The sequence below is a fragment of the Pseudomonas sp. CFBP 13711 genome (assembly GCF_014842265.1).
Lineage (GTDB): Bacteria > Pseudomonadota > Gammaproteobacteria > Pseudomonadales > Pseudomonadaceae > Aquipseudomonas.
This window is the reverse complement of sequence record NZ_JACYVI010000005.1, coordinates 1-21,701: the sequence shown is the minus strand read 5'-3', so window position 1 is coordinate 21,701 and position 21,701 is coordinate 1. Positions and strand designations below refer to the sequence as shown.

The following is a 21,701-nucleotide window of genomic DNA, read 5'->3' as shown; positions in this document are numbered from 1 at the left end:
AGAATGGAATGGTCAGAACGTCTAAAACTGACTTATCCACAGGGGTCAAGGTCGCACTTGACCCCTGTTTCTTTACCTGGCTTTCCATTGCAAAATTTTTCTTTACGTCATAGTCAGGCCCGTCTGTAAGGAAACTGGTGGTCTGCGGTCTATTGTCGTCACCGCTGGATCACATAGGTTTTATGTGACTGGCGAACGACAAAATATACACCGCGGGGGCTTGCGAAGTTACTATAAACAGAGCATTTTTATCGACTGTTTTACACAATTTTCTGTGAAGGAATCGATCGCCGCTGCTTTGGGTACCGTACTCATTAGTTACAGCAAAACCTTGGTCTGCGCCCATCTGCTAAAACGAAATATATTTCACCAAGGCTGGGTGTGATTGGACGCGGGCTCTGCACTAATCCATATCTCGAAACTAGATATTTAGACCTTCGATTATGCAGATGCGTTGCCGAGGGAGGGAGGCTGGTAGCATGTCTACCTCACGGAGTTCGAAGACTGTCCCTATCGTTCGCTGGCTCGATGATGAGACCTTTTTCAGCATCTGCAGCAGGCAGCACGTGATTCTCGGACACTTAGACGTAATCAGCACCCTTGCGTGGCTGTATGAAGATAAACAGCGAGCGGTTATCCACGACTTTCCAAGTAATTTGGAAGCTTTAGATCCGAAAATAGTATCGTGCTGGGGGGATGCGGACTGGATCATTGAGAAACACACAATTTTTCCTCTTTTTGGTCCATTCCAGGCACCAGAGCGAGTCGAAGCGGCGAAGAAATTGATGAAAGGGCCGTCGATAGGATCGTTGAAGTACCAATTAGGATTACTGACTGGAAAATTTGGAGCTGAGCATCCGCTAAAGGCGTGCAGCCGGTGCATTGCCGAAGATCAGGCTGACTTTGGGACAGCCTATTGGCATCGCGCTCATCAATTTCCGGGTGTACTGCTATGCAAACGGCATGGCGCACCGCTGATCGAGTGCACACTAAATCGCCAATGGTCAGGACGATTCAAGTGGGCTCTCCCGAGTGAGAAATATCTCGCACCAAGACAACAAAAGCTGACCCATAGCCCCTTGCTTGCGTCGATGGGGGGTATGATCTTGGAATTAGCGGCGGTTGAGAGCTCGGTTCACTTCGACCCGCATCTGATCTGCGCACTCTACAAACGACGTATCGACTTCGTGCAAGCTTCAAGTCCGGAGGGGTGGGATGCTGCATCTTCTCTGGTTGCGCATGTTTCTGGACTACAACTGCATTCTCCGTTCAACTGCCTTCCTACGACTAAAAAAGGAGCTAACGACTTCATAACGCAGATGACTCGAAAGCCCCGTGGCCACTGTCACCCCCTGAAGCATCTAACATTTATACACTGGCTTTTCGGTGACTTTCAAACCTTTATTTATAACTACACTCTATCGTGCGTCTTGATTGAAAAAGTTCGTGAGATAACATCAGTACTGGCCATCGACTCCGCCCTGACGTTAACCGTGAGGCCTGCTTCAAGCAATCACCCGGCTGTGAGCAAACCAAAAAAACTCAAACCTGATATCCGAACTATGATTATCGTCCAGCTTCAAGCGGGGCGGCACAAAAAAGACATATGTAAAACGTTTTCCATTTCAGTCTGTACCTTGAATCGTATCCTGCGATCAGAGCCAGGCTTACAGGTTTTGTGGCAAGGTAAACAGTACGCGCAGAATCTACTACTTTATCGGTCAGCATGGCTGGACGCTGTGAGAATAAACATCGGCGCAAGTCCAAGCCAAGTCCGCCTACTGATACCAAGCCACTATGCATGGCTGTATCGAAACGATCGGCGCTGGCTGAACAGCCAGACCAAGAGGATGCCAACTGGCCGCACCGGCAATAACTCAGCCGTGGATTGGGATGGCCGTGATAATGATCTCTACGAGTTAGTCATATCTAGGCTTAGGGCGGAATACGGCGAGCTCGGGAATCTCACGGTCTTAAAGCAGGATCTCCATAGACTGATACCTTCGCTGTCTCGTGCGCTCGCGAAGCGGACTCGCTACGCCAAGACGCGAGCATTACTGGGACATGTCACTTATAGAGCCTCACCGCAGCCCTCCATTGCCTCGGTTGCTGATGAATCCGGACGGGGTTAGACGATGTTTAGATCCCACATAGCGCACCAGTGGCTAGTTAAGACTCGATGCGGTTCGGCCTCACTTGGGTTGTGCTCAGCACCGGAGCTACCGAGCACCTGGCATCAGCACTCACAGACTTGCGGGCCGTCTTTTAAGCGCTATATCATCCTTGCTTTGAGGTATTTTAGGAAAGCTCACCCTGGCTTTCGTGACGCCAGTGGGCTCCGAGTCAGACATTTTCACGGTGTTGCAACAAGGAAAGCTTCTGACCCGTCGAGCTCTAGACGCGTCCCGGCTTGCGGGATCAAGAGACCTGATTGAAGGAAGAGGGCAAGACCACACACCAACCCCGCTCGCATAATTTTCCTCAATGTACTGCACGGACTCGTAGCCTTCCGAAATATACGTCGACCAAAGAGACTCTACCGGTTGCAGCGCAGTCGCATCAGACCGTACATCGTCTACGAAGTCGATGAACGTTTCGTGGACTTCCATCGCGGCCTCAATCACCGCTGTACCCTCATACGGAAAGGCGCGCTCTTGCCCCGGCCGAAGCAAATCCAACCTATGGATAATGCGCCGTTGCGCTCGGAAATTATCCTCACACACACTGTCAAAAACGGCACCTTGCAATTGCAGGTCTTGGAATCTCTGCTGCAAACTTCGGAGCGCAAATTCTAGCGGTATGAGGTGACCGAAATTTAGCGCATCATTATAAAATCTCGCTTTTCGCAAAGCTGTGGGGTCTAAGTTAATTTCTGAACAAATGTCGCCAAGTGCTATTTGTGAGCATCCTTCCCATATAATCTCCAAGCCATGAACTAAGCACGACGGGATATGAGCGCCGTCCTTATCTGGCCGTCGATTCTTAGCCTCGATGTGCGATCGGTATCGTCTGTCTGCAGAAAAAGCTCCACCGCAGACGTGGCACGATGTCAATAACACTACGTTGTGCTTCCAGCAGACAGTCACATCACATTCATGAGCGCGTCGCCAATATGCGAACCCCAAATTTTCCAAATCTTCCCGCACACAACTGGGACAATATGCACTCTTTTGGTGCCATGGGGATCCCATAGAAGTTTGTACACCGTATCGTTTCCCAGAATAAGAAATATCAAAGCCGTCGTTAAATATCCCATGTAGGGCATACCGGGTATGGTTGTGTAGCAGTCGGTTAAATCCGAAGCACCCAGGCCAACTCAATAGTGCTGCGACCGTTTTAGCGGCCGGGCAGTCGCCACCCTTGGAAAAAAGCATATTCAACTGCGAGGCTTCACGGCTCGTAGTACTAAGGTGGATCACACGTTGAACAAAAGAGGCCAGTGTTTCATCAGGTAGAATTTTCGGTATCATATCAAACTTATGTTTTCAAGATTTTTATTTATATGCCGCCCGGCCTATCTTCTAGTCCGCTTCATTTAGCCAGCCGAAGAATGCGTGCTCTGGCTGAACAAAGCTCCGACGAGGAATGAATACTATCTCAATCTGGTTCAAGATGGTGTTGGCCGCGCGAGCTCACGCTTGATGACGACGAGTCACAGGGCCCTGAGAATTTCGTTCGCGAAAGTGTAAAGCGTCGTATAGCCGCCGCTGCCCTTCCTATCCAAGAAGAAGCCTCTTATACCGATCCTAGCCGGCCCATCGCAGTCACATAGCTTCGAGTCACCTATCATCCAGGTTTCGTGAGGTGGCGCCTGTACTGAATGCGTAGCATGGCTATAGATCTTGCTCGATGGCTTGATGACCCCGACAGCAAAGCTAAAGGAATAACCGTCTAGTGTCGGATAAAGTCTTTCGATCGCTGAAGCATAGGGTTTGGCGAGATTCGAACACACCGCAACCTTTATTCCTGCGGCCTGGAGAGCTGCCACCGTGGCTAGACCATCAGGGTAAGCCTCAATGCTCGCCAGTTCATCCTGAAGATCGGCCTCGAGTTGGCTTAAAAAGACAGACTCGACCCGAATCCCGAAATAATCGGCAGCTTCTCTCAAGTCCATTGGACTGGACATCAGGACCTCGGCATCATTGGCTTTGGGGCGCCGACCCTGCTCAATGCCGAGCTTGAGTATTTTGCGATAGGGGTGAGTGCCTTCGCCAATTTTGACCAGTGTGCCAAATGCGTCAAAAATAGCAGTCGTAACCGGCATGGGGGGGACCTCATCAGATTGGCGTCACTCGCATTCCCCAGTGTACCTCAGCGACATTGCACTAGTGGGCGAAGCCATTTGACCAAGGCGTCAGAAGTGGGGGTCTGCCACTGACTACCCTCTGGCACGATCAAGGATGTTGTGCAACACAGCCCATGGTTGCTTGGATGCCTCACCTCTAGCCTCACAGGTACGATAGTGAGCAAACGGTGTGTCGCAGTCTTCAAGCGCCTGGCTTTCCAAACAGCAAGTGCACACTGCGCGCCCGGCAACCATCGTCCACTGGGCGTCCCACGCTTCGATCCGTTGTTCGTTATCCATGATCGCGATTCTTTTCGGATGCTCTGCAGACAATACCGTCAGGACACCGGGGTTGATACGCTCGGATACATACCATCGTTCGAGGGTATCCTGGAGTGCCGCTCGCAGTAGCTCTCCATTTGATAGCGGCGCTTCAAAATGTCCGCTATCGGCACAGGCTGTGTAAAAACGCGGGCTTCGTTTTGAAGTCTGCGTCGCTACGTAAAATCCGCAAGCGTTTGGTTATGCAGCAGACCTGAAATTTGCATAGGCGCGCGATTTTCGTTCCGAATCTGCTCCTCAAACCTGCTCTAAAACGTTTTTACACAGCCTCGGCCGATAGCTGACCCACGAGACTGCTCGGCGGGTGTCAGAGGCGTGACGTGGTAAGGTTGAGTTGGCTAGTTACCCTCTGGCGCAGTCTAGGATGTCGTGTAGCGCAATCCAAGGGTGCTTAGATTTCTCATCGTTAGCCTTGCACGCGTGGGCGTGGGCAAACGGGCTCTTGCTGTCTTCCAAGGCCTGGCTTTCAAGGCATCCAGTGCACACCGCTCGCCCGGCAAGGATCACCCAACGTGCATTCCATTGCTCAACCCTTTGCTCGCTGTCCATATCACGCCTCCTTCCGCATGCGCTTTGAGTAGCCACGATACATGCGCTTCGGCTGCGTTTATACGCCCGGAACGATACCCTCAATTGAAGGTTACACTGCTGAATTGATAACTAGATCCGCGCTGGATGGCTTTGTTCATCACCGTCAGCAGTCGGCTACAAGCGGACGATCAGCCCTTCGAATAGATCCCTTCCTTTTCATATCGTCGAAAGCCCCATCGATCCAGCGTTTGCTTACACAGTAGGCCGAGAGTAATAAAGACTAATTGAAGGGACGGTCTGCACGGGCGAGTGCCCGCGTTTCGGGATCGGCGTCGAATGCCAACTCTACAAGCAGGCCTTTCGGGCATTGCAAAAAGAAGCTGGAGCACCAGCGTCAGCGAGATATCCTCCTCGATGACGCTTGGCGAGCGACCAGTCTCACTGAAAGCCTCATCTAGGATTTCGCGCTGACCAGCTGGGGGTGGTTCGAAGTACGATCGTGGCACACATATTCCTTAACGTAACCGGCAAATGCCGACCGCATCCACTCAGGCATCTTGCAGGCCATGAACTTGTTGAATTCCTCAGCGCTGAGCGAGCTGGCGATCTTACTTATGGCATGCTGAGTCAGCCCTTCTTTCCCTATATATAACACCGCAGTCAGGGCAATCCCTACCTGTGTGCCAGCTTGCTGGAGTCGCTGCCGAGACGCATGACGCAATCGAACCACCGCGTTACCGATCTTGATTTCACGCGTCGATCCACTGGTGTAGTAAGTCGGTAGAACCTGCATCTGTGTGCTTAGCCCCAACCGGCGAGCAGCTTCTACACCATGAACCTGGATAGTCTCACCTCTAGCCTTAGCGACCGCTTGCATAACTGCAATCGGGTTAGCTCGAACCTTCTTACCCGTGTACTCGCTCTGCTTAGGGCGCATGTAGACGCCGCGAGCAACGCGCTCTAGGGAACCGCTGAGCACCATCCGAGACAGTGCCTTGTCTACCGAAGCGCGCGAGCCTGCCTGCGCGAAAACTGCGCCAGCAAAGGGCTTGCCTTTGGGCATGTGCTTGATACGGTTCGAGATGGACTCTGCGACAGACACGGCTGATTCCTATGATGTCAGAACATTAGTGGATATTTTCTGACAGACAAGACGACTATAAGCCTTGTTTCTCCTGACTTCCAGCGTCTAGACCGAACTCCATTAAGGTCAGTCAGTTAGGGCGCTGAGGGTGGACACGAACGAGACATTGGGATTCGGTACCGATCTGCAGATGAGAGACGCCAAGCTCAACGGTGATTGTTGCATTGAGGTGCTCGAACTGCTCGGCGCCCATGTCGACAGACAGCGTCCTTACGGCCATTTGGCCGATTTCTGCCGTTCATGCTTGGCTACAACCGGTCAAAAACGGACTCTTCTAGTAGCAGTCAACGGCGCCTACGACAACATGGGTAGCCACGCAACTGGCAATAAAATAGGTTATCACCAATTATTGCCGTTTATCGGTTTCAGACACGGCGGACCGATTTGGTATTGCTTTTGTGACCAGTTGGACAGCTAGTGATCGCAAGTAAGCCAATAATGAGAACGGTATGCAGGAACTGACGAAAGCCCATCAGAACGATCAACGTCGGCTCACGTCGGTCGAATTTCAGACGCTGGCCCAGGTTCCGGCCGCGGTCGAGTGGTTTGCCAACCTGGACAATCCTCGGACACGACGTGCCTACCAAAATGACCTGGAAGACTTCTGCGGTTTTGTCGGATTGGCTTCGGCCGATGAATTTCGCGTGGTGACCCGATCACATGTTCTGGCCTGGCGCGCCCAGCTCGAGCACCGCGGCTTGGCCGGAGCCACTATCCGGCGCAAATTGGCGGCGCTGGCCAGCCTCTTTGATCACCTCCTGGAGAGCAATGCGATCGCCGGGGGCAATCCCGTGCACGGCGTGAAACGACCGAAGATCGAAAGCAACGAAGGCAAGACGCCGGCATTGGGCGATCACCAGGCCAAAGCGCTACTCGAAGCCCCGGATGAATCGACCCTTAAAGGGCTGCGTGATCGGGCGCTACTGGCTGTTCTTCTTTATCACGGGCTGCGCCGGGAAGAAGCGGCGCTGTTGGAGGTGAGCGACATCCAGGATCGCCGCGGGATTCAGCATCTGAAGGTACACGGCAAGGGCGGCAAGGTGCGGTATCTACCGCTGCACCCGGTGGCGGCCGGGCGCATCCATCAGTACCTGGAAAGCTCAGGGCATCATTGGGCGGACAGGAAGGTACCGCTGTTTATACCGTTGCGCGGCAAGCTAACCGGTGCCGGCATCACAGCCAACGGCATCTATATGGTGGTGGCGGCTTACGCGAAGAAAGCCGGGATTCAGGTCGACGGGCTTGGCGTCCACGGACTACGAGCAACGGCTGCCACAAACGCGCTGGAGCATGAAGCCGATATCGCCAAGGTCCAGGCCTGGCTTGGACACGCCAATATCAGCACGACCAAAATCTATGATCGCCGTGAAAACAGGCCGGAGGATTCACCTACCTATAAGGTGAAGTATTGATAGAAGGGATAGATGCCTAAGCCACAGCTCAACCTCGCGCACGGTCGAGAATGTGGTGTAACGCTACCCAAGGATAATGACCTTCCACATCGCTGCCTTCGCAGGTATCGGCGTGTACAAAGAGGGTTTCACAGTCCTCCAGTGCTTGGCTTTCCATGCAGCCAATGCAGACGGCACGTTCGGCAACTATCGCCCATTGACCGTTCCATTCTTCAATGCTTCTCTCGGTTTCCACCATTACATCCTCAGCATGCACCTTGACATCCTCAGCATGCACCTTGCAGATACCGCCCTTACGGTACCCCTGTGGTAGCCGGGTTGATACGCTCGAAAACATACCCTTGTTTGTGGGTGTCCAAGCGCACCGTTGTGAACGCGCAACCATCTGGGTCTGAATGGCGATTCAGGCCGAGGATTTGGTGGCGGAAGGGATCTCAATGGCAAGCCGACTAGCCTGGCTCGGTGCAGGCCATGCGTTAATACACCGGCAGCTTCGATGATGGCACTTTTAGTTTGGCTGCTAACTAATGAGCAGCGCTCATAAATCTTAGAACGATCGGCCGGCTAGTCTCCACGCATCTGCGTCGCTAATGTGCTTGAAAGATACTCGAGTAACCAGCGAGGAACAGATGCCCTTAATCCACGATCCCGTGCGCCGCAAGGTAGTAGCGGCGTTAGCTAGCTTGCCTCTGCTTGGCGCCTCAATAACATCCCACGGCAAGGGTGGCGCCTTGGGTGGCTCCAAGGTTTTGGTCGCCTATTTCACCCGTTCAGGTAATACCGAGGTGGTCGCTGGTCTACTTCAACGCGCTCAGCAGGCGGACCTTTTCGAGATCGCCCCTGCAGATGCTTATCCCAAAGATTACTTGGCCACAGTAGAGCAAGCACGCCGAGAGCGTGATAGCAACTTCGAGCCTTTGCTTGCCGCCCATGTGTCACACATAGCGGATTACGACCTGATCTTTCTGGGTTTCCCCATTTGGGGCGAGACCACACCACCCGTCATCAGATCATTTCTGTCCAGCCATGATCTGAGTGGGAAGGTTCTCGTGCCATTTATTACCCACGGTGGCTACGGCATAGGTAGCAGTTATCAGGTACTCACGCGTCATGCCCCTGGAGCAGTGCTGCAAAAAGGATTTGAGATGCAGGCTGATCAAGAGCGCAAGACCATGGACCAAGTCAACGGCTGGCTTAAAGATATACAACTACCCGCTTGAGCGAGGCAGCCGCAGTGCGAGTTACAAAGCACTGCCTGCAACCCAAGCTTAGAGATCTTGATCTGAGGAGTCATCCATGAAAACCCGTATGCTCGGTAACGGCCTGGAAGTTTCGGCCATCGGCCTTGGCTGCATGAGTATGACCGAAGTCTATGGTCCAGCTGCCAACAGCAAAGACATGATCGAACTGATACGCAGTGCTCACGAGCGCGGCGTCACTCTTTTCGACACAGCAGAAGCCTATGGCCCGCTTACCAACGAAACGCTGTTAGGCAAAGCGCTCGCGCCCATCCGTGACCAAGTCGTCATTGCGACAAAATTTGGCTTTAACATCGATCCGCAGACGGGCGTACGCGGCGCGGGCACCAACAGCAAGCCGGAACATATCAAGGCTGCGGTTGAGGCAAGCCTTACGCGCCTGGGCACTGATCGCATTGATCTGCTGTACCAACACCGGGTCGACCCGGAAGTGCCAATCGAAGATGTCGCTGGCACTGTCAAAGAGCTCATTGGGCAAGGCAAGGTCAAGCACTTCGGGCTCTCGGAAGCTGGGATTCAGACTATCCGCCGGGCTCACGCAGTTCAGCCCCTCACCGCTGTGCAAAGCGAGTATTCACTGTTTTGGCGCGGACCGGAGCTTGATTTGTTGCCATTGCTCCAAGAACTAAACGTCGGCTTCGTGCCCTTCAGCCCGCTTGGAGCAGGTTTTCTCACCGGTCAGATTGACGAACATACGATTTTTGCGCCCAACGATTTCCGTAATCACGTACCGAGGTTCTCCGTCGAAGCGCGTAAAGCTAACAGCGTTCTGGTGAGACTCCTCACGGAATTGGCAGAGCGCAAACAAGCCACGCCTGCTCAGGTGGCTCTGGGCTGGCTGTTAGCGCAGCAGCCATGGATCGTACCGATTCCGGGCACCACTAAGCTTCACCGATTGGAGGAAAATCTGGGCGCTGCAGAGTTGCGTTTAACTCATGAGGAATTGGCGGAAATCAATTCGGCGATATCGAAAATCGAGATCCTGGGCGACCGTTTGCCTGAAGCTGCAATGAAAATGGTTGGGCATTAAGCAACTGTCCCGGGTCAGCTTGCCCGCTGCTGCTTTCGCTCTAACCCAGCACACGTTGATCTCCAAGGTAATACAGCTATGAACACCGATAATCCTATCGTGCTGGTCGTGGGAGCAAGCGGTAGCATCGGTCAGCCGACGGTCGCCGAGTCGCTGCGCAACGGCTACCAAACCCGAGCACTGGTCCGTGATCTTTCTCAGGCCGAGCTTTTCCCCAAAGAGGTGGACGTAGTGGTGGGAGATTTGACGCGTGTTGAGACCCTGGCTGAGGCTGTTGCCGGGGTAACAGGCGTCATCTTCACCCAAGGCGTCAGCGGTAATGATGCAAAAGGCGCAGAGTCGGTGAACTACGGTGCCGTACGTAACGTGCTTATTGCGCTTAAGGCGCCGGCTCGCATCGCCTTGATGACCACTGTGGGTGTGACAAAGCCGTCAGTAGGTCACGATTGGAAACGGCGGGGTGAGCGGCTTGTCCGCGCCAGTGGACTGCCCTACACCATCGTGCGACCAGGCTGGTTCGACTACCACTCGCCCAATCAGCAGCAACTGGTGATGCGTCAGGGGGATACGCATTGGACTGGATCGCCTGCCGACGGCGTTGTTTCACGTAAACAAATTGCCCAGGTGTTGGTTGCTTCGTTGACCTCTCAAGTGGCTAAACGCAAAACGTTTGAGCTCGTAGCTGATCCGGGCCTGGCTCAGACGGATCTGGAACCGTTATTTTCGGCCATACCAGCAGACCTTTCAGGTGAGCTGGACGCCATCGGCGACCGGGACAATCTGCCTGCGGCTAAAGAGCCCGATTCGGTGCTGCAAGCGCTGGCGGACATTAAGACCCGGTTCCCGCACTGACCTTTTATTTCCCATATAGACAGCTCGCTGAGCACGGCATGCTCACGGATTTTGCCCACTCTGAGGATTACCCGAATGGTTTCTAAGGTTGAACTGAGTCGTCGCTTACTGCTGGGTGCAATGGGTGGCGTTGCCATAGCGCCGGCCTTTGCGAGCGCAGCAACGGCGCTTGGCGCGATGACCTCTGCCAGCGGGGATACCCGGGTTGGCAGCCAGCCTACCCTAGGCAGACGAAAGCTGGGCTCTCTAGAGGTCTCCAGCATCGGATTGGGCGTACAAAACATGAGTCGTAATTACCAGACGACCGTCCCAAGCCGTTCCGAAATGATCAATATCATTCGCACCGCTCATGATCATGATGTGACGCTCTTCGATGCTGCAGAAGCGTATGGTCCGCTCGAAGTAGAACGCATCTTGGGCGAGGGGTTGTCCCCTATCCGAGACCAATGCGTCGTCGCCTCCAAGTTCGGCTGGAACATCGACCCCATTACCGGGGAGCGTCGCCCTGGTTTGAACAGTCGACCCGAGCATATCCAGAGAGCCGTCGAGGGGATGTTGAAACGATTGCGTACCGACCGAATCGATTTGCTCTACCAGCATCGAGTGGATCCGCAGGTCCCGATCGAGGATGTTGCAGGAGCTATCAAGAACTTGATGGCACAGGGCAAGGTCCTTCACTGGGGACTGTGTGAAATGGGCCTCGACACGCTACGTCGAGCACATGCAGAGCAGCCGGTGAGCGCCGTTCAAAGCGAATACTCGATGCTTTGGCGGGGCCCTGAGCAAGATGTTTTATCAACCTGCGAAAACCTGGGGATTGGCTTCGTACCGTGGAGCCCTCTGGGAGTAGGCTTTTTGACAGGCGCAATCGATGCCAAAACCCGGTTCGCCGAGGGTGACATTCGCGGCGTCGAAGGGCGGTTTGCTCCAGCAAACTTGCCTCACAACCTAGCCTTGGTGGACTTGCTGAACGCTTGGGCGCAGCGCAAGCAGGCCAGTCCCGGGCAGATTTCGCTGGCGTGGCTGCTCGCACAAAAGCCTTGGATCGTGCCGATTCCGGGCACGACGCAGATGGCTCATATGCTGGATAACATTGGCGCAGTCAGTGTGCAATTTACGTCGGCGGAGATTGCAGAGCTCAACCGATCCGTGCGAGCGATTGAGGTCAAAGGTTCACGGTTACCCGACGCAGTATTGGCATTCTCCGGAGTGGAAGCACCTGCCAAATAGTCCGCTTCAACGAACGAAGCGGACGGTAATTACTCAACTCCGGGAAATTACAGGGTACGGGTATAGAAGGTATTGAGTTTTTCGATGGCGGCACTCACGTATCTGGGAACCCAGTAGGTCTCAATGTGAGTTGCTCCGTCGAGCTTGAACAGCTCCTTATCCTTCGTGCCAGTCGCTTTGGTAAACGCATCCTCAGTCATGTAGAGACTATCGGCCTTCGTGCCCGCGATCATCAACAGAGGTTGGTTGATTAGCGCTATGTGGTCTGTGGCGTCGAAGCGCATCAAGTCAATCAGGCTGCTCGTCGTGTATTTGAATGTTGAGTTTGGGTGGGCATGGGTCTTCCAATAATACTCATAGCCCTGGCGATATAAATCGAAGGGTAACTTGGCGATTTGCTCGTCGGTGAGATTGGCATCCCCCGAATACATCACAGTTCCACCTGCCGCCTCTTGGGCCCTGGCGGCAGAAGCTTGCTGCAGCCGTAACTGCACCGAGTCAAGCTGCGAGTCGACATAGCCATTGCGGCGTACACGCCCCGAATTGAACATACTCACCGTGGCAACCGCTTTGAATCGTTTGTCCGTTTCGGCGGCGGCCAACGAATATCCGCCACCACCGCAGATGCCCAGCAGGCCCAAGCGTGTGTTATCGGCTCCACCGTACTGGCTGATGAAGTCGGCCATGCCATGAATGTCTTCGATTCGATAGGCAGGCTTGTCAACGCTTCGCGGCTCCCCGCCGCTGGCACCCTGATAGGCTGCATCGGCAGTGATGGTTAGGTAACCCATTTCAGCTAGACGTTGCGCGTACAGGCCCGCAACCTGCTCCTTGACGCCGCCGTTTGGGTGCGCCACTACAATAGTTGGATACTGGCCTTTGGGGTCGAAGTTAGCCGGGGTGTAGACGTTCGCCGAAATATCCAAGCCATTTAGCTTATAGCTGACAGGCCGGATATTGACTTGGCCCGGTTCGTTTTTAGTAATCGCACCGTCGTAGGCTAACGTAAATGGGTTTTTCTTATAGTCGGCTGCAAGCAGCTCTCCACTTGCTACGGCTAGCAGCGCTGCAAGCGCGGTATGTCGAAAAAGTTTGGTCATATACCCTTTTACCTTTGCATGTATGCCGGATTGAAGTCATCTCAGGGCGTGGAAGATATAACTGGGATTTTCGGTCTCATCCAACGCAAGTTTCCCGTTCTTCAGCTCGTTGCTAAGGTCGGCCCCTGCTACCCGAAGCGTCCATCCCCCCAGATCACTTTGATCGTCCTGAAAACTAGAAGCTTGGTCGTTAACGGCTTGGAGGAATTGATCGCGTGCGGGAAAGTGAATGACAAAGGCTTCGGCTTTCCATGCCGCGACATTGATGCCCATCTGGTTACAGATCGATAGCTTTAGACGCGCGTCGTTCCGGTCTGCGCGCCGTGATGCCTGGATGAGCGAGCTCAGCGTAGGGTCTGCGGATGCGTCGCTAATAATGATTGTGTTCGGTTCCCACGCTTCGGGCGGGCAGTCTTTGGCCAGCGGCTCAAGCTCGATGAAAGGGTTGATTTCCATCGGGTAAATACGGCAAACGAGCGGGCGATTTTCGTAAATACCGCAGAGGTCATCACGTTGTAGATTGGGACACTGGGTAAGGGCATGGGCAGCGAAAATGGCTGTGACGTGTACTTGCGTGGCGCCGCATGACACTTGTGCGGACCGCTGCAGACTGTGCTGGTACTCCTGCTCTGAAGCTGCCCAATACGGGCGGCTGAAGGCCTCAAGCAGGACTGCCACATCATCGCCGCGCTCAAGCCATTGCTTGGTCTCCCCCAGCGTGAGGGGAATGAAGCGTCCCTTGCAGCATGCCCCGCAACCGACACAACTAAAGCGGGTTGGATAGTGCATGTGGACTCTCCGCTAGATAACGATTCCTTAGTACCTCTGGTCCCTGTGCAGGAACCCCACGGCATACTAGGGCCAGCAGCATCATTTGATTAGCCGCCGCGCTAAGCTAGGAGTTATGAGTCAACATCATCAATCAGCCAAAGTGGGTCGATAGCGCAAAGCCTCGACCAGTAAAGCGAAAGCGGGCGACGCTTGCCGTCTACTTGGGTAATACAGATGAAATCCTGAATACCAAGGGCTCCAATCTTCAAGCACTACCTGCAGTTGCCCACTGGCGATATATGGCGCTGCTATGTCTTCAGGGATATAGCTCAGACCGAAGCCGTCCAACGCGGCATCCAGTAGCTGGTATACGCCGTTATATGTGATCTGTCCGGCCACTCGCACGTTGAGAGTCTCCTCGTCCTTCTCGAACTCCCATGCATAGAGCCCGCCATTGGTGGGTAAGCGCAGGTTGTTGCAGAGATGCTTGGGCAGGCAGCGGGGCGTGACTGGCGCCTGCCTGGCAGCAAAATACGTGGGCGAGCCTACGACCAGCAGCCGCATATCAGGCCCGATCCGCGTCGCAATCATGCCGTCGGCTACTGCTTCACCGAGTCTCACCCCAGCGTCGAAGCCCTGGGCAGCGATGTCGACAAAGCTGTAGTCGCAACAGACCTCAATCGAGATGTCGGGGTACTTTGGCAGAAAACTCTTCAAGGCTGGGCGCAGGATCAGTTCCAACGCATGGTCCATGGCATTGATACGAATGTTGCCCGCGGGTCTGTCACGCAAATCACTAAGTGACGCCAAGGCAAACTCGATCTCCTCGAAGCTCGGCCCGACCGTACTGATGAGACGTTCACCCGCCTCGGTTGGCGATACGCTTCGCGTGGTCCGAGTCAACAGTCTCAGGCCTAGCCGTGCTTCCAAGCCTCGTATGGTATGACTAAGTGCCGATTGCGACACGCCAAGCTTGCCTGCGGCCTTGGTAAAGCTGCGCTCTTTCGCTACTGCCAGAAAGGCGAGCAGATCACTAGCATTTTCGCGAAGCATTTATGAATCCAGCTCATTGATTTATGTGGATTCTAGTGACTAATCGAAATGATTTGTAACTGATAGATTACAAATGTTTGCAAAAGCCCCGGAGATTCATGATGAAGACACTTGCCGCAGCAGCGCTTTCACTGTCTCTGCTTACCGCTGAAAGCGAAGGTGCTCAGTCCATGAACGTTATAGTGACACCCGCAGGTTCTCAGCCGTCGGTCGTAGGACCGGCGGAATATTTCACCGGCAGGGTACGCGTTGATGCGCCTTTCAAAGGCACGGACGGCGCGCGCATTGGTGGCGCGACCGTGACGTTCGAGCCAGGCGCTCGAACTGCTTGGCATACCCATCCGTTGGGTCAGACGCTGATCGTGACTGCAGGAGTGGGGTATGTGCAGCAGCAAGGGCAGGCGCCACAGCGGATCCGTCCGGGCGACACTGTCTGGATACCCCCGCATGTTAAGCATTGGCATGGTGCAGGGCCGGATACCGGGATGAGCCATATCGCGATTGCCGAGGCATTGGACGGCAAGACCGTCGACTGGCTCAAACAGGTCAGCGATGCGGATTATGGTCAGGCCCAATGATTCCGCTGTCTCGCAGCCAGTGGAGAATCCTGCTAGTCATCTTATGCAGCTATTTGATGATCGTACTGGATACCTCAGTGGTTATTACCGCATTGCCGCAAATTCGCCAAACGTTCGCGATGAGCACCACAGGCCTTTCATGGGTGCAAAATGCTTACACCCTGGCCTTTGGCGGCTTACTGCTGCTCGGCGCACGTGCTGGGGACATACTCGGTCGCCGCCGCATGTTCGTCACGGGGCTAGGCACGTTCATGTTTGCCTCGCTGCTGGTGGCTGTGGCGCAGAGTCAGTGGCTGCTGGTTTCTGCGCGGGCACTACAGGGCGTGGGCGCGGCGATTCTTGCGCCGTCCTCGTTGGCGCTGCTGCTGGTCAATTTTGAAGGGCAGCAACGCTCCCGTGCGATTGCCTGGTATGGAGCTACCGCCGGTGTCGGCTCAAGTGTCGGCCTGCTTATCGGTGGCGTGCTGACCCAATGGGCATCATGGCGCGTAGGCTTTCTGATCAACCTTCCGCTGGGCCTGGTGCTGATATGGGTAACGCTGCGCGTCGTTCGCGAAACGCCTGTGCAACCCCGCACATTCGATTTGGCGGGTGCGTTGCTATCGACGGTGGGCATGACCAGCCTGGTCTTCGGCATCGTCAATGCCGCCCATGCAGGGTGGAGCGATGAGCGCACAGTGACAGGGCTGATCGTTGGCCTAATCCTCCTGTCGATTTTTAGCTTTCATGAAGCGCGAACCCAAGAGCCGATATTGCCGCTGCGTCTGTTCCAGCACCGGGTACGCGCCGGTGCTTACAGCGCTCGATTGTTGTTCCTGGGTGCGATGATGAGCTTCTACTTCTTTACGACTCAGTACCTGCAGGAGGTGCTTGGCTTCAACGCCAGCGAGGCAGGGTTGGCCTTCCTACCGACCACCCTGGCAAACTTCTCCGCCGCGTTGGCAATACCGCGGCTAACCCGCCTGTTTGGAAACGGAGCGTTATTGGCAGGCGCGGTGGCCTTGGGATGTGTCGGCATGGTGTGGCTGTCTGGAATACGCGCCGACAACCATTACCTTGGCGTGGTGGTACCGCTGCTACTGATCGGCCTAAGTCAAGGCGCCTGCCTCAGTCCGTTGACCACTGCAGCGATGACCGATGTACAATCTGCCGACGCTGGCGCAGCGTCAGGTTTAGTCAACGTTAGCCATCAGCTCGGTGGCACTTTAGGGCTCAGCGTGCTAACCGTTGCGTACAGCTATGGTGCTCGTTCCTCAGATTCAATCGAAGCGGTAACGGCGGGTATTTCCATGGCCTTCGTTTGGAGCGCTGTCTTACTGGTGTTGGCGTTGATCGTGGTGCTTGCTCTCATCGTGCGACAAGCCCCTGCAAGCGCTGCAGTTGTTCAGGAGCGCGGATAGCTTATAGCCGTAGGCTCAGCTCTTTGCTCGGGACTCGAAGACTTCCTTGAATACCGGCACTGCCGACATTGCTTTGGGCCAGCCGACGTAGAACGCCAGGTGTGTCACCACTTCAGACGCTTCGGTCTTGCTCAGGCCGTTGTCCATCGCGCGGTTCAAGTGGAACGGCAACTGTGCGGCTTGGCCTTGTGCGATAAGGGCGGCGACGGTGACCAAGCTACGATCTCTAGCCGTCAGGCTCGAATCACGCCAAAGGTCGGCGAACAAGACATCGTTCGTGTAATCGCCCAGCTTTGGCGCAGCTGCCTCGGTTGCCGATTGCACTGCGGCACGCCGCTTGGTTTCACTGTCCGCGTCCAGGCTAAGCGGCTCATTTGCTGGCATGACAATTTCTTCATGGCCTATTTTTCGCTCGGTAAATACCTGATGCGCCACACCCGCTGCCGACATCGCGTTCGGCCAGCCTGCGTAAAAAGCAAGATGGGTAATGAGGGCGCTGATCTCGCTCGGCTTTAGACCATTATCCAAGCCTAGTTTGATATGGCCAGTCAGCTGTGCACTCTGGCCGTTTGCAATAAGGGCAGAGAGAGTGATCAGACTACGGTCGCGGCTCGCCAATTGCGGACGCTTCCAGACTTCCCCAAACAGCAGCTGCGTGGTGTAGTCATAGAGCTTTGGCGTGACTTCCTGCACGTGAGGCGCAGGCTTGGGGTCCGGCTTGGCTGAGCTAGCTCCAGCCTCGGTCACGGCAGCAAGACACAATGTCGCGAATACGGGTGCAATCAGTCTCATGGTGCCTCTCAGGTGATAGCAATCGGTGGCAGGTGGTCAAGGAATTTGTCCAAGGTGATTGGATATTCCCGAACCCGGACTCCAGTGGCGTTATAGACAGCGTTAGCAATGGCCGCAGCGACACCTGAGATGCCAAGCTCCCCTACGCCCTTGGCTTTCATCGGTGATGAGTAAGCATCTACTTCGTCGATGAAAATGACTTCCTGATGCGGAATGTCGGCGTGCACCGGTACTTCATACCCAGCAAGATCGTGGTTAACGAAGAAACCGTGACGCTTGTCGACCACCAATTCCTCCATCAGCGCCGCGCCGGCACCCATGGTCATGGCGCCAATGACCTGGCTGCGTGCGGTCTTGGGGTTGAGTATGCGACCGGCAGCGCAGACGGCCAGCATGCGGTCAATGCGCACCTCGCCGGTAGCAGCATCGACTCGGACCTGAACGAAATGCGCGCCAAATGTCTGGTGCTCGCGCTCTTCACGGGCCTTGCCGAACTCCAGGATATCTTCGGCCGTCAACGTGCCGTGGCGAGCGACTTCTGCAAGGGTCATGCTTTTGCCGCCGCCTCGCACCTGGCCATCCGTGAACTGCGCAGTGAAGGGGTCGATACCGATCGTTTCGGCAATAAGCGTGCGCAGCTTCATGCTGGCGGCATACACCCCCGAGGTGGATGAGTTAGCACCTCGCTGGCCAGCGGAGCCTGCCGACGTAGGGAAATTAGAATCACCCAGGCGAACCACCACCTTGTCTAGACTAACGCCCAGAGTTTCGGCGGCTGTCTGCCCAAGGATGGTGTAGCTGCCAGTGCCGATGTCGGTCATGTCAGTTTCGACCGTGATGATGCCATGTGCATCCAAATGCACGCGCGCGGCGGAATCGCGGATGGGATTGCCGCGTATCGCCGAGGCCATACCCATGCCTATCAGCCAGCGACCATCGCGTTGGCTACCTGGAGCGGACGAACGCTGATCCCAGCCAAAGTGCTGCGCGCCTATCTCAAGACACTTGATCAGCTCGCGGGTGGAGAACTGCCGGGAAGGTTCTCCAGGTACCACCTGCGTGTCGTTCAAAATGCGTAGCTTGACCGGGTCCATTTTCAGCGCCACTGCTAATTCATCCATAGCACCCTCAAGGGCCATCATTCCGGATGCCTCTCCTGGTGCACGCATCGCATTGCCTTCAGGCAGGTCCAGCACGGCCAAGCGGGCGCGGGTCATACGGTTAGCACCGGCGTATAGGACTTGGGTCTGGGTGACCGCCTTTTCATAGGGTCCGCCTGGGAGATTGCCGGACAGGGTCTCGTGGCCGATCGCTGTGATAAGTCCTGAGCTGTCGGTACCCAGGCGCACGCGCTGAATCGTGGCAGGCCGGTGAGTGGTGTTGTTGAACATCATAGGCCTGGTGAGCGCAACCTTGACTGGCTTGCCCAACTGACGTGCCGCGACCGATGCCAAAACCGCGTCTGCCAGTACCGAGGCCTTGCCCCCGAAACCGCCACCTATGTAAGGCGAAAGCAGGCGGATGTTCGCTGGTGGCACGCCGAGGATCTTCGAAAGGTCGCGCTTGCTCCACGACAGCAACTGAATCGAGCACCATACCGTCAGCTGGTCACCCTCCCATCGTGCAATGGATGCATGGGGCTCCATCATCGCGTGGGCTTGGTCAGGCGTGGTGTACGTCACGTCGACTTGGACGGTCGCCTGGTTGAAGGCTTGATCGAACTGGCCGATGTCCGTATCGGGCCCGCTTTGGGGAATCTGGGCATTAGGGCGTTCAGCCTCCAAATCAAATCGGCCTTGGCCTGGTGCATATTCCACTTCGATCAACTGCGCCGCCGAGCGCGCCTCCTCGAAAGTCTGCGCGACCACCATCGCGATAGCCTGATGGTAATGGTCGATGTCCGGGCCACCAAGCGCCCTAGCAGCATTGAACTCACTTTTCCCGAGAGGGCCGGCATTTGCTGCGGTAATGACAGCTAGCACGCCCGACGCTTCCTGCGCAGCGTCTGTCTGTATTCGGGCTATACGACCTTTGCCAATACCAGCACCTACGATATAGCCGTACACAGCGTCCGGAACCGGTTCATAATTCTCATACGCATAGCGAGCAGCGCCCGTAACCTTCAGCGGCCCTTCGATTCGATCATGGGGCTGGCCAACAACTTTCAACTGGTCTATCGGATTGTCGCCCGTCGGCGAATCGAACTTCATGACTGGACCCTCGCCTGAGATATTGCCGACGCCAATGTGCGTTCCACCAGGACAATCTTGAAGGCATTGTCATGAGCAGGAGCGGCACCGGCGAGCAGTCTGTCCGTGACCGCCTTGGCACCTTTTGGCATCAGCGCGTCTGCAGCTACCATGCGCCATGGCTTATGAGCGACACCGCCCAGCGCTACCCGGCCGGTTCCGTCGGGCTGAATGATGGTCGCCACCGAGATCAGGGCAAACGCGTACGATGCGCGGTCGCGCACCTTGTGGTACAGATGCGCTCCACCTAGCGGCTTGGGCAACGTCACAGCGGTCACCAGCTCATCCGCGAAAAGGGCTGTTTCGATGTTGGGCGTGTTGGCCGGCAGCCGATGGAAGTCGGCTATTGGAATGGAGCGGATACGACCGTTAGCCCGAACAGTCTCAACCGTGGCATCCAGCAAACGCATCGCTACCGCCATGTCGCTTGGATGGGTGGCAATGCAGTAACTGCTCGTGCCGATGATAGCGAGTTGGCGGCTGAACCCCCCAATGGCTGCGCAGCCGGTGCCGGGCTTGCGTTTGTTGCACGCCACGTTGGTATCGTAGAAATAGGGGCAGCGTGTGCGTTGCAGTAAATTGCCTGCCGTCGTCGCGACGTTGCGAAGTTGTCCCGAGGCACCTGCTAGCAGGGCTCTAGAGAGCACCGCGTAATCTTTTCTTACGCGAGCGTCGGCAGCCAGATCGGTGTTGCGTACCAAGGCCCCAATACGCAGCCCGCCTTCGGACGTGGGCTCTATGGTGTCCATACCCAGGCCGTTCACGTCGATCAAATGTGTGGGGGCTTCGATCTCGAGCTTCATCAGATCCAGCAGATTGGTACCCCCGGCAATGAAGCGTGCGCCTTCAAACTGCGCGGCCTGGCTAGCCGCTTCTGCCGGAGATCCAGGGCGCAGATAATTGAACGGCCTCATACGGTCTCCTGCGCGACTTCGGTAATCGCCTCGATAATGTTCGAATAGGCGCCGCAACGGCAGATGTTGCCGCTCATGCGCTCCTGAATCTCTCGGGCGACAAGTCGCGGCGCGTCGGTGAGGTTTTCACTGACATGGCTGGGAATGCCGGCGCGAATCTCTTCAAGAACCGCTACCGCTGAGCAAATTTGCCCTGGCGTGCAGTAACCGCATTGATAGCCATCATGTTTGATGAAAGCTGCCTGCATGGTGTGTAGTTTTTCGGTACTGCCCAAGCCCTCAATGGTGGTAATCCTGGATTTTTGATGCATAACAGCCAGCGTCAGGCATGAGTTGATCCTGCTGCCGTTGGCGATGACGGTGCAAGCGCCGCATTGGCCGTGGTCGCAACCTTTCTTGGTGCCAGTCAGGTGTAGATGATCGCGCAGCGCATCCAGCAACGTCGTTCGGCTATCGAGTACAAGCGTCTGTGTCGTGCCGTTGATGTTGATAACGAGCTGCGATTTGTTTGGCTGCGCGGCGTTGGCGGCACTGGCCTTTGCAGTGATAAATGGGGGCAGAGCAATGGTCGCGGAAGTGACGACTCCTACGATAAGAAATTCACGCCGGGTCAAAGGCATCACGTTGGTCGTATCCACGGTAAGTGTTCCTCAGGAAAGCTGTATGGCCTGTTCACGGTATCCGTCCGGCCAAGTCATCTACCCAGCCCCGCAAAGCCAGGACATGGTGTGCACTTAAATTTAAGTGGGCACCAGTTCT

Annotated in this window: 19 protein-coding genes; 8 read left to right on the top strand and 11 right to left on the bottom strand. The window is 55.4% G+C overall.

Annotated features, from left to right (window positions below; all coding sequences use genetic code 11):
- Nucleotides 1–443 precede the first annotated feature (443 nt).
- Nucleotides 444–2,132 (top strand): TnsD family Tn7-like transposition protein, encoded by a 1,689-nt coding sequence (locus tag IFT47_RS11105; RefSeq protein WP_342345392.1) that lies wholly within the window; start codon nucleotides 444–446, stop codon nucleotides 2,130–2,132.
- Between the two features lie 111 nt (nucleotides 2,133–2,243).
- Here the strand turns inward: IFT47_RS11105 and IFT47_RS28105 are convergent, their stop codons facing one another.
- The 3 genes from IFT47_RS28105 to IFT47_RS11090 all read right to left on the bottom strand — a co-directional run bounded on the left by IFT47_RS28105 (nucleotide 2,244) and on the right by IFT47_RS11090 (nucleotide 6,260).
- A complete protein-coding gene (locus IFT47_RS28105; RefSeq protein WP_192174494.1) occupies nucleotides 2,244–3,470 on the bottom strand; it encodes a TniQ family protein in 1,227 nt (408 codons plus the stop codon).
- Nucleotides 3,471–3,652: 182 nt separating this feature from the next.
- Entirely contained in the window at nucleotides 3,653–4,264 is a 612-nt protein-coding gene (locus IFT47_RS11095) for an HAD family hydrolase (protein WP_192174493.1), read from the bottom strand.
- Nucleotides 4,265–5,612: 1,348 nt separating this feature from the next.
- Nucleotides 5,613–6,260, bottom strand: a complete 648-nt coding sequence (locus IFT47_RS11090) for a DUF6088 family protein (RefSeq protein WP_192174492.1) — start codon at nucleotides 6,258–6,260, stop codon at nucleotides 5,613–5,615.
- A gap of 491 nt (nucleotides 6,261–6,751) precedes the next feature.
- Here IFT47_RS11090 and IFT47_RS11085 point away from each other — a divergent pair, with 491 nt between their 5' ends.
- Complete coding sequence (locus tag IFT47_RS11085) at nucleotides 6,752–7,714, top strand: tyrosine-type recombinase/integrase (RefSeq protein WP_192174490.1); 963 nt, start codon at nucleotides 6,752–6,754, stop codon at nucleotides 7,712–7,714.
- Between the two features lie 28 nt (nucleotides 7,715–7,742).
- Here the strand turns inward: IFT47_RS11085 and IFT47_RS11080 are convergent, their stop codons facing one another.
- On the bottom strand, nucleotides 7,743–7,970 hold the full coding sequence (locus IFT47_RS11080) for a hypothetical protein (protein WP_342345391.1): 228 nt from the start codon (nucleotides 7,968–7,970) through the stop codon (nucleotides 7,743–7,745).
- Nucleotides 7,971–8,343: 373 nt separating this feature from the next.
- Here IFT47_RS11080 and IFT47_RS11075 point away from each other — a divergent pair, with 373 nt between their 5' ends.
- From IFT47_RS11075 to IFT47_RS11060, 4 genes are all read left to right on the top strand, one after another.
- Entirely contained in the window at nucleotides 8,344–8,934 is a 591-nt protein-coding gene (locus IFT47_RS11075) for a flavodoxin (protein WP_192174489.1), read from the top strand.
- 76 nt (nucleotides 8,935–9,010) lie between these two features.
- Nucleotides 9,011–10,003 (top strand): aldo/keto reductase, encoded by a 993-nt coding sequence (locus tag IFT47_RS11070; RefSeq protein WP_192174488.1) that lies wholly within the window; start codon nucleotides 9,011–9,013, stop codon nucleotides 10,001–10,003.
- 78 nt (nucleotides 10,004–10,081) lie between these two features.
- On the top strand, nucleotides 10,082–10,855 hold the full coding sequence (locus IFT47_RS11065) for an SDR family oxidoreductase (protein ID WP_192174487.1): 774 nt from the start codon (nucleotides 10,082–10,084) through the stop codon (nucleotides 10,853–10,855).
- A gap of 177 nt (nucleotides 10,856–11,032) precedes the next feature.
- On the top strand, nucleotides 11,033–12,085 hold the full coding sequence (locus IFT47_RS11060) for an aldo/keto reductase (RefSeq protein WP_197984147.1): 1,053 nt from the start codon (nucleotides 11,033–11,035) through the stop codon (nucleotides 12,083–12,085).
- 47 nt (nucleotides 12,086–12,132) lie between these two features.
- Here the strand turns inward: IFT47_RS11060 and IFT47_RS11055 are convergent, their stop codons facing one another.
- The 3 genes from IFT47_RS11055 to IFT47_RS11045 all read right to left on the bottom strand — a co-directional run bounded on the left by IFT47_RS11055 (nucleotide 12,133) and on the right by IFT47_RS11045 (nucleotide 15,009).
- Nucleotides 12,133–13,185, bottom strand: coding sequence for an alpha/beta hydrolase (locus IFT47_RS11055; RefSeq protein WP_192174485.1), 1,053 nt, complete (start codon nucleotides 13,183–13,185; stop codon nucleotides 12,133–12,135).
- A gap of 36 nt (nucleotides 13,186–13,221) precedes the next feature.
- Nucleotides 13,222–13,974, bottom strand: coding sequence for a YkgJ family cysteine cluster protein (locus IFT47_RS11050; RefSeq protein ID WP_192174484.1), 753 nt, complete (start codon nucleotides 13,972–13,974; stop codon nucleotides 13,222–13,224).
- A gap of 129 nt (nucleotides 13,975–14,103) precedes the next feature.
- Entirely contained in the window at nucleotides 14,104–15,009 is a 906-nt protein-coding gene (locus IFT47_RS11045) for a LysR family transcriptional regulator (protein ID WP_192174483.1), read from the bottom strand.
- Nucleotides 15,010–15,110: 101 nt separating this feature from the next.
- Between IFT47_RS11045 and IFT47_RS11040 the strand changes: the two genes are divergently transcribed.
- A complete protein-coding gene (locus tag IFT47_RS11040; RefSeq protein ID WP_192174559.1) occupies nucleotides 15,111–15,587 on the top strand; it encodes a (R)-mandelonitrile lyase in 477 nt (158 codons plus the stop codon).
- The gene (locus tag IFT47_RS11035) at nucleotides 15,584–16,987 is read left to right on the top strand and encodes an MFS transporter (protein WP_192174482.1); all 1,404 of its coding nucleotides are present in this window, start codon (nucleotides 15,584–15,586) and stop codon (nucleotides 16,985–16,987) included. Before IFT47_RS11040 ends, IFT47_RS11035 begins: the two co-directional genes overlap by 4 nt.
- A 15-nt stretch (nucleotides 16,988–17,002) precedes the next feature.
- Here the strand turns inward: IFT47_RS11035 and IFT47_RS11030 are convergent, their stop codons facing one another.
- The 4 genes from IFT47_RS11030 to paoA are packed head-to-tail and all read right to left on the bottom strand — an operon-like array spanning nucleotide 17,003 to nucleotide 21,562.
- Complete coding sequence (locus IFT47_RS11030; protein ID WP_192174481.1) at nucleotides 17,003–17,779, bottom strand: carboxymuconolactone decarboxylase family protein; 777 nt, start codon at nucleotides 17,777–17,779, stop codon at nucleotides 17,003–17,005.
- Nucleotides 17,780–17,787: 8 nt separating this feature from the next.
- The gene (gene paoC / locus IFT47_RS11025) at nucleotides 17,788–19,989 is read right to left on the bottom strand and encodes an aldehyde oxidoreductase molybdenum-binding subunit PaoC (protein WP_192174480.1); all 2,202 of its coding nucleotides are present in this window, start codon (nucleotides 19,987–19,989) and stop codon (nucleotides 17,788–17,790) included.
- Nucleotides 19,986–20,942, bottom strand: coding sequence for an FAD binding domain-containing protein (locus IFT47_RS11020; protein ID WP_192174479.1), 957 nt, complete (start codon nucleotides 20,940–20,942; stop codon nucleotides 19,986–19,988). The genes paoC and IFT47_RS11020 overlap by 4 nt, the downstream gene beginning before the upstream one ends.
- Nucleotides 20,939–21,562 carry an aldehyde dehydrogenase iron-sulfur subunit PaoA gene (gene paoA / locus IFT47_RS11015; RefSeq protein WP_192174558.1) on the bottom strand — a complete coding sequence of 208 codons (624 nt, stop codon included), beginning with the start codon at nucleotides 21,560–21,562 and terminating at the stop codon, nucleotides 20,939–20,941. The genes IFT47_RS11020 and paoA overlap by 4 nt, the downstream gene beginning before the upstream one ends.
- Nucleotides 21,563–21,701: the final 139 nt, after the last annotated feature.